The 13512-nt window shown below is 50.1% G+C and carries 11 protein-coding genes; all 11 read left to right on the top strand.

Annotated elements, in window-relative coordinates:
- The first annotated feature begins 106 nt into the window (after nucleotides 1-106).
- Nucleotides 107-721, top strand: a complete 615-nt coding sequence (locus EZV61_RS19050) for a hypothetical protein (RefSeq protein ID WP_131417591.1) — start codon at nucleotides 107-109, stop codon at nucleotides 719-721.
- A gap of 367 nt (nucleotides 722-1088) precedes the next feature.
- Complete coding sequence (locus EZV61_RS19045; protein WP_131417589.1) at nucleotides 1089-2162, top strand: chorismate transformation FkbO/Hyg5 family protein; 1074 nt, start codon at nucleotides 1089-1091, stop codon at nucleotides 2160-2162.
- Nucleotides 2159-2965 (top strand): radical SAM protein, encoded by an 807-nt coding sequence (locus EZV61_RS19040; protein WP_131417587.1) that lies wholly within the window; start codon nucleotides 2159-2161, stop codon nucleotides 2963-2965. Before EZV61_RS19045 ends, EZV61_RS19040 begins: the two co-directional genes overlap by 4 nt.
- Nucleotides 2962-4002 (top strand): asparagine synthase-related protein, encoded by a 1041-nt coding sequence (locus EZV61_RS19035; RefSeq protein ID WP_131417585.1) that lies wholly within the window; start codon nucleotides 2962-2964, stop codon nucleotides 4000-4002. Before EZV61_RS19040 ends, EZV61_RS19035 begins: the two co-directional genes overlap by 4 nt.
- Nucleotides 3990-5762 carry an asparagine synthase (glutamine-hydrolyzing) gene (gene asnB / locus EZV61_RS19030; RefSeq protein WP_131417583.1) on the top strand — a complete coding sequence of 591 codons (1773 nt, stop codon included), beginning with the start codon at nucleotides 3990-3992 and terminating at the stop codon, nucleotides 5760-5762. Before EZV61_RS19035 ends, asnB begins: the two co-directional genes overlap by 13 nt.
- Nucleotides 5762-6958: a glycosyltransferase gene (locus tag EZV61_RS19025; RefSeq protein WP_131417581.1), complete on the top strand. Its 1197-nt coding sequence runs from the start codon at nucleotides 5762-5764 to the stop codon at nucleotides 6956-6958. Before asnB ends, EZV61_RS19025 begins: the two co-directional genes overlap by 1 nt.
- Nucleotides 6948-7763, top strand: a complete 816-nt coding sequence (locus EZV61_RS19020; protein WP_131417579.1) for a hypothetical protein — start codon at nucleotides 6948-6950, stop codon at nucleotides 7761-7763. Before EZV61_RS19025 ends, EZV61_RS19020 begins: the two co-directional genes overlap by 11 nt.
- Nucleotides 7760-8698, top strand: a complete 939-nt coding sequence (locus EZV61_RS19015; RefSeq protein ID WP_240695245.1) for a PIG-L deacetylase family protein — start codon at nucleotides 7760-7762, stop codon at nucleotides 8696-8698. The genes EZV61_RS19020 and EZV61_RS19015 overlap by 4 nt, the downstream gene beginning before the upstream one ends.
- 196 nt (nucleotides 8699-8894) lie before the next feature.
- Nucleotides 8895-10565, top strand: coding sequence for an Hsp70 family protein (locus EZV61_RS19010; RefSeq protein ID WP_131417575.1), 1671 nt, complete (start codon nucleotides 8895-8897; stop codon nucleotides 10563-10565).
- A gap of 85 nt (nucleotides 10566-10650) precedes the next feature.
- Nucleotides 10651-12738, top strand: a complete 2088-nt coding sequence (locus EZV61_RS19005; RefSeq protein ID WP_131417573.1) for a J domain-containing protein — start codon at nucleotides 10651-10653, stop codon at nucleotides 12736-12738.
- Complete coding sequence (locus tag EZV61_RS19000) at nucleotides 12731-13435, top strand: DUF1266 domain-containing protein (RefSeq protein WP_131417571.1); 705 nt, start codon at nucleotides 12731-12733, stop codon at nucleotides 13433-13435. The genes EZV61_RS19005 and EZV61_RS19000 overlap by 8 nt, the downstream gene beginning before the upstream one ends.
- Nucleotides 13436-13512 lie beyond the last annotated feature (77 nt).

Raw genomic sequence — 13512 nt, 5'->3', positions numbered from 1 at the left:
AATTAATTAGATCAAACCACGGGGTGCGCGTCTACTTTTATGAATTTCCTAGGGATTATGAGGGGATTCGCTAGATTTGGGCGTTAGGGCTCGATAATAGGACCTTATGAGTTACATAGATTCTTTTGACCATGAGTACATTGGATACTTGGGCTACCTTCCAATTTATCGGCCTCTGCAAGAGATAAAAGGTGATAAATGGGGTGGGTACGATTTCAGCGCTAAGCCAAATAATCTGGTGTTGGGTGGTGGAAGCGGTGAACACCCCGGACTTGTAGTTCACAAGCTTGAAAGCGTCGCTGCGAAATTTTTATATGATCAGCTTTTGGATGAAGAGGAAGAGAAGATCTCCAAAGTTGATACTGATTACATTATCGATCTTTGCTATGCCGATGAAATTCTCGAGTTTTGTAGCTGGTCAATCAATCAGTTCGCCGAACTGAAGGAAATGGCTGAAGCGAAAACTTTCATGACCCCTCTTGCTGAGGATGAGGAAGTTGAGGACTGGCTTTGCAAATCCATCGGAGAATTGGTTTTTTACTCTTTACGTGATTTAAACCCAGAGCATAGTAAGCTTCTTCGTATATTTAGCCCCTTCAATATACAAGCCACAATGCGCAATGTTGCATGCCCTCCACCGGGCTTACCTTCTTGTGGCGGGAGACGTGTTATAGATGGGGAACTAAAATGGGGCCTGAATCGTTGGCAAATCAAGCCCTAACAAGGCAAAGCAGTAACGTAGCCTTCGGCTGCTGGATTCGCTACGCTCGCCTCTGCTTGCGGTGTTAGTTTTCTCTTCGATAACAAGGAATCGAGTTGTCGTGTAAAGTGCTGCCTTTTTCTTGCTGAAGCTTTCGTCTCTATTGGCTATTTTAAGGTTTTAAAGTGGCTTAAGGGAATTTCTTTACGAACGGCTTCTCAGCGTTGCATTTATTACTCCGCATCAATGTTCTAATCGGCGCTACGCCGTTATCATCCCCCGCAAATGGGTGACGGTCGTCACTCTCTGGTCTGTTTGGGCGCTTACCCAAATACGGTTATGATGCTATTGAAAGGATGCAGTACCGTTATGGAAGTCGAGATTATTTATGCAGCAGGAAGGCCTAAAGCAGGGTGTTGAGGAACAACACCTGGGCGACAAAACCACACATGATGTTATTTCTAAGCGCGTATCGTTACAGCAGTATGCTGCGATCTGTCGGCAGTCCGAAGCGGGTATTTTGGGTGCCGTCATCTATGGCGCTGACCAAAGTTTTTTAGCCGCGAAACTAACGCCTATCTGGCCTCAAATCACCTCCTCACTGGTGCCGTTGTCCGGCGCGTATGCGGAGCTGTTTATTTCCCGTGAACAGCCGCGTTATTGGCATAGCGGTGAGATTATACTGGCCTATAACAGTCAGGTTGTATTTGGTGGTTTTGATCTGGCGGTCGGCTCGTTGGCGATGCAAGCCGAAGCGCGTTATTTACAAGTTCGTCGGCTGTTATCCGAGCTTAATTTTCCCTTTATCTATCGAATGTGGAATGAGCTGCCGGATATTAATGGAATAAAGCAGGGAACTGAACAGTATCAGCATTTTTGCAGTGGTCGCGCCGAAGCGTTTGCGACCAGTGCTTGGCAGGGCACAACTTTGCCTGCAGCAACTGCGGTTGGCAGCCATCACAGTGATCGTTTTGTGCACTATTTCATTGCTGGTCGAACTCCCTGCCAAGCCGTAGAAAACCGTCAGCAGGTCAGTGCCTTTGATTATCCCCCTCAATACGGGCGTCACGCGCCTTCGTTTACCCGCGCGCAGCATATTGAAAGCCCATTTGGGGCGCAGTTGTGGGTGTCAGGTACGGCGAGTATTGAAGGGCACCAGTCGTTGCATTTGGGTGATGTGAATGGACAGACTCGCTTAGCTCTGAAGAACATTAAACGAATACTGATGTGCACCAAACAGGCGTTAGGTTGTGATTATCAGGTGCCCGGCGTTCAGGCTCAGTACCGTGTTTATCTGCGTGATCCTGATGATTTAGCCTGCATACAATCGGTGGTTGGTGATGAGTTGGGCACAGCAGCTGACGTCAGCTACGTTGCGGCTGATATCTGTCGTTCCGAACTATTGGTTGAGATTGAAGCTGTGTATAGCCGTGGCTGTGATCTAAATGAGGTCGTTGTATGAAGCCGTTGCTTGAATATCCCATCGAAAATGGCCGTATCGTGACGCGTTCCCTTGAGGCGCATATCGTTGATCATTGTAACTTAAAATGTGCCGAGTGCTGTTCTCTGTCGCCGATGCTGCCAGCGCGCTGTGTTACGCCCGCGCAGGTTAAAGCTGATTTAGAGGCGGCGTTAAAAGTGGTTTCGCCAACCTATTTAAAGTTGGTGGGCGGCGAGCCCTTATTACATCCGCAATTGATGGAATGCATCGAAGTGGCAAGGCCGCTGGCGAATATTTTGTCAGTGACCACCAATGCCTTGCTGATTGAAGAGATGCCCGACCGTTTCTGGCAATTATTGGACGGATTAACCATTTCAATTTATCCCAAACCTAAACTACCGCCCACCACACTGGCGTTTATTAAGCGTAAAGCCGCTGAGTTTGATGTTGAGTTGAACCTAAAAGAGCAATCGAATTTCGTGCAGATGACGCGCTGGCAAGCGCCCGCAGGAGAGGATGAAACCCGCGACGTATTTGCGGGTTGTTGGCTGCGCGAGCGCTGTCATATTGTTGATCAAGGCCGGTTCTATATGTGTACCCGCCCACCGCATTTCGATAGCTTCAATGGCGGTAATACCAAATATTTAGACGACGGTGTGGTGTTAGACGAGCGCCCGACATTGGTGACAGAGGTGCATCAATACCTTACGCGTGAACAACCGCTGGCAACCTGCTACCGCTGTCTGGGCGGTTTTGCCGATGAGAAGCCGCATCGGCAAATGAATCGAGCTGAGCTGATCGCCCTTGGAGAGATCAGCTTATGAGCGTGATCTATGAGGGCGATCCGTTTGCGGTTTTTCCTTATTACTATCGTGTTGGCAGCCAGGCGCATGGCACAACTATCGCGGCACTCTGCCAAGATTCGAGCGAACTGAAGCTCGACCAGCAAGGAGTGTTGCAGTATTTGCATCGTGACCCGGATGGGATCCGAACCTGTATTGAACAGGTGCATAAACTGACGCCGGGCTACCGACTTGTGTTGGACCGCGGGCATCTTGTCTGTCAGCCCAATCCTGTATTAGCTAGTCCGTTACCTTTGTTTGACACGCTGGCCTCAGCACTTGAGCAAATCGTACGGCGCTATCCTCGCTGTGGTTTGGCGCTGAGCGGTGGGTTTGACTCGGCTTTGATACTGGCTTTACTGCAGCATATCGGCGCTGACAATGTGGAGGTTTATACCTTGGCTAGCGCATTGCCGGGCTATTGTGAGTTGGATATCACCCTGCGAACGGCGCAGCATTTTGGCGTGCCGTTGCGCGTGGTGGAGGCTGATGCTGAGCAGTTTGTGGCCGCGTTGCCCGACACTATTGCGGCGACTGAAACCCCGATCTATAACCTGCATCCAGTGTCTAAATTGCTGCTGTCTCAAGCGATGAAAGCGGATGGCATCGACTGCCTGATCACCGGTGATGCCGCAGATCAGGTATTCAGTGGTGTGCCCTCTGCTAATTATTTGCCGTTAGTCGGCGCCATTGTTCGTAGCCAACAGTTGCCTTATCACTCGCCCTTTTTTGCCCCTGAAGTGGTTGCTGCGGGGCAACGGGTTGCTGATAGTAACAAGACTGTATTGCGTCAATTGGGGAAAAACCTGTTGCCAGATTGGCTGTGTAACCAAGTTAAGCAACCCAGATTAGCACCGGATTTTTGTCTCGATAGATATTGGGATGGTGCCGCTGTTGACCGGTTGGCGAAAAGTTTGGCTATTCAGCCCGACCTGAGTTCGCTCGCTAACCGATCACTCTGGATCACGCTAACGCTATTGCGCCAACAGTTGAGTAGGTCTAACTCATGTGTGGCCTAGCGGGCATTGTTAACTTTAATCATCCTAACGCCAATTTTAAAACTCGCTTACCGACGATGCTTGCTGCGCAACGTCATCGCGGCCCGGATGGTTGTGGGTTTAAGTACTATGGCAGTGCTGCGCTGGCACATACGCGCCTTGCGTTAATTGATCTTGCGGGCGGCGATCAGCCCTTCATTTCCCGCGATCAGCGTTATTGCCTGGTGTACAACGGTGAGATATATAATTTTGCCGAGTTACGCCGTGAGTTAGCGCCGCTATGGTCGTTTGTCACCGAGTCTGATACCGAAGTGGTGCTGGCAGCTTATGTCTGTTGGGGAGAGCGGGCGCTGCATCGCTTTAATGGCATGTTCGCTTTCTTTATTTGGGATGAGCACTTAAAGCAGGGCTTTGCCGCCAGAGATCTACTTGGGGTTAAGCCGTTTGCCTATCAGTACCAGCACGGTGAACTGCTGTTCGGCTCTGAAGCCAAGGCCATTGTTGCGGTGGCGCAAACGCCAGTGAAGGCCGATGCGGATGCGATCCTTGAGTATCTGGTCGCGCCCTATTTTAGCGGGGTAGAGAGTTCGATGTTCGCTGGCATTGAATACCTGCAACCGGGTCATTGCTTACACATCGATAGTAATGGCCTTGTGCTCCGGCAGTGGCGCGATTACCAACTAACGGCTGAAATAACACCAGAGCAGAATGTCGAAGACGAGTTGAGCCATTTACTCGGTAAAGCGGTGAATCGAGCAATGCGAGCGGATGTGCCTGTTGCAACCTATCTCAGTGGTGGGTTGGACTCGACTTTGATCAGCGCCATTGCCAATAAAGCGGCTCCGCAGCCACTTGCCTGTTTCAGTATTCGTTTTGCGGATCATGGCAAGATTGATTATGCCAACTCACTTATTGTCAGTTCAGACGATATGCCGTTTGCCCTTAGTGCCGCGCAAGAGATTGGGCTGCGGCAGCAGATTGTTGATGTGGACGAACAGCAGATTGCCGAGAGTTTCAGTGAATTGGCTGCGGTGAATGATGCGCTGCCTGCCTGGGAGCAAGAGTTTGCCCAGTTTCATTTGGCCCGTGTTGCCGGGGCGCAGTTTAAAGCGGTACTGGTGGGCGATGCGGCGGATGAAACCCATTGGGGCTATCCGTTCTTGCTTGACCAAGCCGCCACCCGTTCGCCGGCTGGTATTTTGGCGCGATTTAGCCTGCCCAAATTGGCGCTAGGCAGTGCGCAGGAACTGACGCAGATGTTCAACGACAAGTATCAACAGCTGGCTGGATCTGCGGGGTACGGTTGGCACAGCGCCACCGAACGTTCGCTGGCGACCGCCTATTTGGTGGTTAAACGCTGGTTGCCGCGCTTGCTGCACAATGGTGACATTCATGCCATGCGCCACTCCCTTGAAGCGCGGGTGCCTTTTGCTGATATTGAGTTGCTAGACTTTGCCCGCAAGGTCCATCCAGAGCTGGGTTACCGACAGGGTTGTGAGAAGTGGTTGTTGCGTCAGGGCAGTCGTGGTCTGTTACCGGAGCAGGTGCGTACCCGGCCCAAATCCGCCTTACCTAAAGCACAATCAGTAGGCCTGGTTTATCAGCGATTAGCACGGACGGCATTGCAGACCTCAGCTGAATTCATTGGTCACTTTTTAGAGTTGGCGCCCTTGTTCTCGCTCAGTACACAGCGCGAGCCGTTAACTGAGATGGAACGCGCGCTGTTATTTCGTGTCATCTCATTATCGTATTGGCAGCAACGCTATAAGGTTGTTATTTAATGACTCGTATTCTTTTCACGCTGATCCCCGAAAAAGGCCATATCAATCCGTATATTGGGGTTGCACAGCACTTGCAACGCGCCGGGGTTGAGGTTGGTTTTTATGCCTCCCATGACATTTCAGCGCAACTGCACGCCGCTTCGCTGCCGCGCCAATTGGGTCAGCCTTTGGCTCAGACGGCAAGGAGTGCAAATCGTGGCTGCGAATTTGCCGAACAGGTGAGCAATGCGCAGTGGCTTAGGCAGTGGATAGAGATGTTGCTAGTGGACGTGGTAGAAGAGGGGATTGCGGGTATTTCTGCTGCGATCAACCAGTTTAAGGCGGATATCATTATTACCGATCCGATGCTCTATGGTGCAGCGATTGCTGCCAATGCTGCTCAGTTGCCTTGGGTTGCTATATCCAACTCACTCAATCCAGTATTGAATCCTCGGGTCTCCAGTGAGCTCCTTGATACGCTGGCTTCGTTGCAAAGCAAGCGGCAGGCGCTGTTTTCGAAACATGGCATGAATGTCGTGTTTAAAAGCAGTGACATGCTTTCACCATTTTTGAATATCGCCTTTACTACCGAGCAGCTAGTGGGGCCGGTAGCGAATGATGTTGAATGTGTCGGTCCATCGATCCCGCTGTGTGATCGCGGTGATGAAACAGAGTTTGATTGGGCATGGTTAGACGCGGATATGCCGCTGATTTATATGTCGCTGGGTAGCCAGATCTATTACCAACCGCAGATGTTTAATACGGTGTTTGCTGCGGTTCGGGATATGCCGGTGCAATTGGTTGCCACGGTGAGTGACCTGCTGGGAAGTGATGAGCTGGTGGATCTACCCGACAACGTTTACTTGTCGCGCTACACTCCGCAATTATCGATGTTGCAACGCGCTGCGGTGATGATCACTCACGGCGGGGCCAATTCGGTGATGGAGGCGATCCATGGCGGGGTTCCGCTTTTGATCAGTCCCATCTGTAATGATCAATTTCATCAAGCGTTTTACGTTGCGAAACAGAATATCGGCCGAGTACTCGACCTTCAGCAGGCGAGTGTGAGCGAATGTAGCCAAGCGTTAGCTGCACTGTTGAACGACCCTGAGATCCAGGCAAATATGCGCAGGGTGTCAGCAAGTTATCAGGTCGATGGTGCGCAGAGTGCGGCCCAATTGGTGTTGGCATTGGCCGAGTCTGATTATGATCATTAAGCCTGTTGATACCCCAGCAATCACGCCGTTGGAACTGTGGGATGCACAAACCGAACTTGGGCCTTTGTGGCAATTAATGACAGATAAGCGGTTTGCGCCGATGTTGGTGACCGTGTTGCAGCAACTGCATCGAGGTGAGTTAGCCACAATGTCTAGTGCGGGGCGGTGCTTGTCGGCGGCGCCATTTGAAGCTGTTTTTTTGTGCGGTGGCGGGGCGCTAGACTCGGAGGTGTCGGCATGTTTGGCCGGATTGGCGCGGCCGGTATTTACCGCGCCTAACCCATTATTTTGTGGGGTTGATGGCGGTTTGCAGTACTTGGCGAGCATCGGGCTTAATGGCTGGGCGATGGACATAGGCCAAACCCAAATTAAGCTAGGCTTTGGCCACCATTACCAGACCTTCGAACGCGATTTGGCACAACTGCCTTTGCTGTTGCCTCAGCACACGCCGACGCATGACGAAGACGAAGATAAATTTAGCCACTGGGTGGCCGAGGCATTGGCGCAAAGGCCGGCTGATTCGCCCTCATCTATTGCTTTGGCATTGCCGTGCGAAGTTAATAGCGGGCAAAAGCAAGCAGCGCAGGCGCTCGGTGCTTGTTCCTATTTTCCCGCGCAGGCTGATTTTTCCTTGCTGGAGTCTATCAACCAATTCGCCGCAGGCGGTATCGACACGGTTTATCTGTTTAATGACGCGCAAATTGCCGCCGTTAATGCGGCGAATGACTCACGGCTGGCAACCTATCGCGGCGTGCTCGTATTGACCTTGGGTTATGCAGTCGGCGGGGCGATGTTGTGTCGATGAAACATCTCTATATTTCACCTCATTTTGATGACGTGGTTTTCTCTTGCGCAGGCAAGATCATGCAGGATGTTGAGGCGGGTATTGATGTGACGGTCGTGACCGTTTTTAGCAAGGGGGATGACAGCTATGCCCAGCGCTTGGCCGAGAATATCCGCGCGCTTGATCTATTGCAGGCGAGGGGGCTTGAACTTGGCTTTGAAGATGCGCCATTTCGCCATTCAGCCTATTGTGATTTTCGCTCGCTCATTTTGGAGGATATCGCCGCAGCAGATGCTGCCGTCGTCGCAACGCTGGCAACACAGTTGCGTGGATTGGTGTGTGACTTGAGCATCGACCGCGTTTATGCGCCGTTAGCGGTGGGCACCCATGTGGATCATCGCCTCTGCTTTAGCGCTTCGCTGCATGCCGATCTGCCCAAGTTGAGCTTCTATGAAGACAGGCCCTATGCCTTATGTTCGGGGGCGGTTGAAGCCCGCCTTTATCAGCTTGGGGCGCGCCCTGATCCGGTTGCTGAAAACCACACTTGGTATCGCTATCCCACGGATATAGCCCCTTACTTACAAGCGCTGAGCCAGATGAGCTATGTGCAGCAATATTTGCCCGGAGGAGAAGCGCGCGTAGCTTGTTTTGATTTGATTTCCGCTTCGTTGGAGCAGGCTTCTGAACAAGGTTATCAGGCACATTTTCAACACTATGACTTTGGCCAAGACGAGTTTAGCTTAGCCCAGAGAGCGTACGGCGCTTATGCTTCCCAGCAACGAGTGTTTGTCGGTACTTTCGCGCACAATGCTGAAATGTCTGTTGAATATGCGCAGCGGATCCGAGCAGGAGCCAATGGACAATCACTGTTTACGGAGCGCTATTGGCAGCTGAACGAATGGAATGGTTGTGTTAAGGAAAATAATAAGCAGCAGCGAGCAGGGGATAGATCATAGATCGTAACTTGTTGTCACACTATGATATTTGTCGAATGTGTCGTGATAATGTTAGCCTCACAAGTGAGCGCTAATGCGTGCTATTTACCCCATACAAGGACGTAGAAACAATCGACATTCGCTGTCGAAACAGAATTGTTTTCTATCCAGTTTTATCAATCCTTGTTTGTTCATTCGTAGTAGAAGGATGTGAGCAATGAAAGTCGGGATCGATCTCGGTACAACCCACAGTGTTATTGGTGTTTGGCAGGATACAGAAGTTGAGCTGATCCCCGATGCTGCAGGCAATGTACTGACCCCTTCAGTAGTCAGTTTGTCAGATGATCAGTACATGATGGTAGGGCAAGCGGCGAAAGATCGCATGGCGATATACCCCCAACAGACGGTTGCAGAATTCAAACGTTTTCTCGGTACAGATAAAACCTATTGGTTGGGTGACCAGAGCTATACTCCTGTGGAGCTGTCCGCCATCGTTCTTAAAGCGTTGAAAGAGCAAGCCGAGGGATACTTAGGCGAGCCCGTCGAAGAGGCGGTTATATCGGTGCCGGCTTACTTCAATAACAAGCAACGCCAAGAAACACAGCAAGCAGCCGAACTCGCAGGACTGCAAGTTGAGCGGCTAATCAATGAACCAACGGCGGCGGCGTTAGCGTATGGGCTTGAACAAAAAGATACTGAACAGACCTATCTTGTCTTAGATTTAGGTGGCGGCACGTTTGATGTTTCGGTGATTGAAGTCTTTGACAACACCTTTGAGATACATGCATCCGCAGGTGATAATCATCTCGGCGGCAACGATTTCACCAACGTCCTGGTTGAAGATTTGATCGCCAATCAGCCAGCGCTTCCTTCTAATCTGCCCGAAACCCTGAAGCGTCGATTGTGGTCATTATGTGATGGTCTTAAGCGCCGTTTAACGTCTGAAAGTCAGGCTGGATTTGAATACGAAGTTGATGGCACTCAGTATCGTTATGAGATATCTGAAGAGCGTTTTCAATTACGTTGCAGCGAGCTGATGGAGCGGATTAAATTCCCTCTGAATCGAGCAATGTCTGATGCTGAACTATCTCTTGACGATATTGACGGTTTAATCATGGTGGGTGGTGCCACGCGAATGCCGGTTTTCCGCCAGCAAGTAAGCCGGCTTTTTTCTCGTATACCGCAATCTCACTATCAACCCGACCATGCCATCGCGGTTGGCGCCGCTATTCAGGCTGGCGTGAAAGCGCGCAGTGATGCGTTGCGCGAAGTTATCATGACCGATGTTTGCCCTTATACCCTGGGTGTCGAAGTGTTGGGCCGTCATGACCAAACTGAATTTTTGCCGGTGATAGAACGGAACACCACTATTCCTGTCAGTGAAACCCGCTCGGTGTATTCAACTCACCCCGCTCAGAAAGAGGTTTTACTGCATATCTATCAGGGGGAAAGCTTCAGACCGCAGGACAATGTCTTTCTTGGGGAGCTGAAGATCCGCTTAAGCCCGATAGAAAAGATCCAAGAGCTTTATCTGACTTACACCTACGATCTGAATGGTGTACTGGAAGTCGAGGTGACAGAGGTCTCGAGTGGTAAGAAATATCGTACCTATGTCAGCGAAGGCGATGATGACTTGAACCGCGAACAGCTGGAGCAAAATTTTGCCCGACTGAATGCGTTAAAAATCCTGCCTAAAGACAAACTAGCTAACACCACTTTCATGGCGAAGCTTGAGCGCCTGTATCAAGAAAAACTAGGCAAAGAGCGTGAAGCGGTAGGCACGATGTTGGCAGATTTTTCCCAAGTGCTGAAAGGTCACGACAACAGTGCAATAGAACAAATGATGCGCAGGATAAAAGTCGAGTTAGATTATGCGGATATAGACTGATGTCTACACAGCTAACAACACTGAAAGTGCAGCTTTGTTTGCCATTTAAGTACACCCATTCTAAAGCATTAATGAGAACCTGAGTATGAGTTGTTGGGAAGTTTTGGGCATAGCGCCAACCTCGGATAAACGTACGATCCAGTTGGCCTATACAACGCTGCTTAAACAGTGCAATCCAGAAGATAAACCAGAACAGTTCAAACAGTTGCGTAAGGCGTACGAAAGCGCCAAGAAAGAAGCAAAGCGTCAGAAGAAGAGCGCAGGATCGGCATCAGATAACAACGAAGATGCTTTAACCTTTACGCCCCAACCCCCTGCATCTCCAGCATTGGACAACAGTGCACAGGAGCCACAACCATTTGCCTCAGAAAGTGATGAGGAAGAGTTTGAGGACCCGAGTCGTTCGGATCCTGTTGCACCGGTTGCCGTTGAAATTTCTGAACCGATCACTGCTGCGCGAGGTAAAGCGAAAACAATAGAGCAGTTGCGTTATTCACTGCTGCAACTGTACTCGGATGTCGCTGAGCGAGGTAACCCTGAAGCGTGGAAGCAATTGCTTGATTCTCCAGTGTATTGGGATCTTGATCAGAGCAGTGCGGTCATGCTGTGTACACTGGAATTTTTAAGCGAGCACCTGTTGTTGCCGCCAGAGGTACTGAGTTACTTAGATAACGCCTTGAAGTTGTCTGCGGAGCAAAGCAATAGCCTCAATGAGACCATACGGGGATTGGCTGAGGCTATTAGCAGGCATTGTGCTACCCGTTTGCAGCGCATTCCCTATGAGTTTAAATTCGATGAGACTCAGGCCATTGAACCGCTTTTACAGCATTTGGAACTGCGCCATACGATAGAAGAGTTGTGCATCTTTGGTCGACCTTCTCAGGATAAACTTCAGTCATTGCTGAGTCAGATCCAGCCAGCATTCGCAGAAGATATTTCGCTATTCACCTATGTCGCCAGAACCGCTTTGCGGTGCGGTCTGTTTCAGATGGCATGGCACTGCCTGAGTAGTGTTGAACCGTTAATTGCTGTGGATCAGACTGAGTTTACCCAACGCCATGGGCCTGTGATCAGAGAGTTGCAGGTTCGTGTGCTTTACGGCCTGAAAGACTTTGCTGCTGCAGCAAAACTAATCACTGAGTGGGCTGTTGACTCGCGGGAGGAGCCGTCGCTGATAAAGCTTCATGCTCAGTGTCTTATCCAATTAGAACAGTTACCGTCGGCCATCGGGCTGCTGGAACAGGTCATTAAACAAGTTCCTCAGGATATTGAAGCTCGCGCATTGCTAGCGTCAGCTTGGCGTAAACAGCTGGAGCACTTGAAGCATCGATTATCACAACCACATAACGAAGATATTCTTGAGCGGCAACTGGCGAGTAAACGCTATGCCGAAATATTGCAGGTTATCCGACTGTATCCGCACGCTTATGGCGATCGAAAAGAACAGGCTAGAGGCGAGTGCTTACGAGCAATGGATCTGGACTATTTTTGGGATGAATGGCAGCAGCGATTGGAAGATGGAAAAAAAGTTTGGCCAGTGATCGCGGACGTCATTGTATATGCGTTGGATAAAGTTGATGACGAAACATTCGTGGAATATATCTGGCCAAATGTGCAACAGGAGCTCGACCTGGAGCAGAATGATTTGTACGGGTTGCAAAGCTATGCGCAGGCGCTGGCCTACCTGAGAGCCATCGATCTTGATGCCATTGAGTTGAATGAAGAGCAGCGTCATTCAGTTCGACATGCCGCTCTTAATAGTTTGATTAGCGCCCTTCAATTCGACAATACCTGCCCAGATAAGCGCAATGCATCTGAGCTGGGCATGAGGCTAGCCAATGAGTTCAGGCTTACGATGGAGTTTTACGATGGTCACTTTCTCGACTTCTGCTTCAACCTAGAGGCATTGGCGCCCGAACGGGTGTTGTATCAAGCTAAGGCTGACGCATTGGAGCTAAGAAATGAGTTCCAGGCTGCGGCAGAGGCTTACTTGCAAGCTGTTCGTTTTCAGCATGAAGAAGCCTCTCAGCACATAGAGTGGCTGGAAAAAGCGCGCGCATGTTGTGACAACATTGAGTCACCAGAGTCGTCTCTGACTGAGCTACAGTCGGCGATTACTCAGCAATTAGAGGCGTTACAAGATCCACTTGTCGTAGGAGGTCATAATGAATAAGCAACAACTGGACGCAGGCTGGACGTCAGAATGGTTGACTCCGACGCAGAAAACTTGGCTATTGAGCTTGTGCGCTCATTTGTGTCAGCAGAACGGCATGAATCAATATCAAACGATGGCGTTGGTTGAGCCAGAGAATGAAAAACGTTGTACGTCACTCAGGCTCATGTTGGAGCGAGATTACGAGGTGACGTCGGCAAATGAGCTACGGGATAGAATTAACTGGCTTCATTCCACTCAAGCCAGCAAGGATTTTTTTGCTATCAATCAGCAATTTCTTCTGGCTGATAAACGTGACTATATGGCTGTTATCGATGCTGAAAGTGATACCGTTTGGCGCAATAGAAAACGCTTAATTGAGCCACACTGTTGGAGTTTAAGAGATTGCGGCGTTAAAGGGTTTGATATCGCTCGGATCGTATTCTTGGTTCGAAGTGCATACACCGTTGGCATGGTTAGCTTAGAGGATGCTTGGCGATATCTGATCGATGCCGGTAGGGTGGCGCAGAATCTATTTGCAAGTGCGGAGCAATTTGCTACCAGCCATTTAGTTGGGCGGCTCTATTGGAACAAGGCAGATTTACTCCCCAGTTCAGAACTGGACGGCGCGATGGAAACGGCTTTTGAGCATTTGAATGCGATCCTATCAGATCCGTCTCATCCTTGGTGCCAGTTATCGTGGCACTCTGGCTTGTAGAAACCTGACGCTGAGTCACTGGATATAGGGCTAATCTTCAAGCCCTAGCGTTATCATTTTCGTATTGTCTCTCTTTA

The organism is Corallincola luteus (assembly GCF_004336975.1).
In the GTDB taxonomy this organism is placed as follows: Bacteria; Pseudomonadota; Gammaproteobacteria; order Enterobacterales; family Neiellaceae; genus Corallincola; species Corallincola holothuriorum.
This window is presented reverse-complemented; position numbering and strand designations above follow the sequence as displayed.

What these genes read in the sequence shown, in the direction of transcription:
- asnB (WP_131417583.1), top strand. Translation starts at nt 3,990, where the DNA reads ATGTGTGGCCTAGCGGGCATTGTTAACTTTAATCATCCTAACGCCAAT.
- EZV61_RS19045 (WP_131417589.1), top strand. Translation starts at nt 1,089, where the DNA reads ATGCAGCAGGAAGGCCTAAAGCAGGGTGTTGAGGAACAACACCTGGGC.
- EZV61_RS19035 (WP_131417585.1), top strand. Translation starts at nt 2,962, where the DNA reads ATGAGCGTGATCTATGAGGGCGATCCGTTTGCGGTTTTTCCTTATTAC.
- EZV61_RS19040 (WP_131417587.1), top strand. Translation starts at nt 2,159, where the DNA reads ATGAAGCCGTTGCTTGAATATCCCATCGAAAATGGCCGTATCGTGACG.
- EZV61_RS19050 (WP_131417591.1), top strand. Translation starts at nt 107, where the DNA reads ATGAGTTACATAGATTCTTTTGACCATGAGTACATTGGATACTTGGGC.
- EZV61_RS19020 (WP_131417579.1), top strand. Translation starts at nt 6,948, where the DNA reads ATGATCATTAAGCCTGTTGATACCCCAGCAATCACGCCGTTGGAACTG.
- EZV61_RS19005 (WP_131417573.1), top strand. Translation starts at nt 10,651, where the DNA reads ATGAGTTGTTGGGAAGTTTTGGGCATAGCGCCAACCTCGGATAAACGT.
- EZV61_RS19000 (WP_131417571.1), top strand. Translation starts at nt 12,731, where the DNA reads ATGAATAAGCAACAACTGGACGCAGGCTGGACGTCAGAATGGTTGACT.
- EZV61_RS19010 (WP_131417575.1), top strand. Translation starts at nt 8,895, where the DNA reads ATGAAAGTCGGGATCGATCTCGGTACAACCCACAGTGTTATTGGTGTT.
- EZV61_RS19015 (WP_240695245.1), top strand. Translation starts at nt 7,760, where the DNA reads ATGAAACATCTCTATATTTCACCTCATTTTGATGACGTGGTTTTCTCT.
- EZV61_RS19025 (WP_131417581.1), top strand. Translation starts at nt 5,762, where the DNA reads ATGACTCGTATTCTTTTCACGCTGATCCCCGAAAAAGGCCATATCAAT.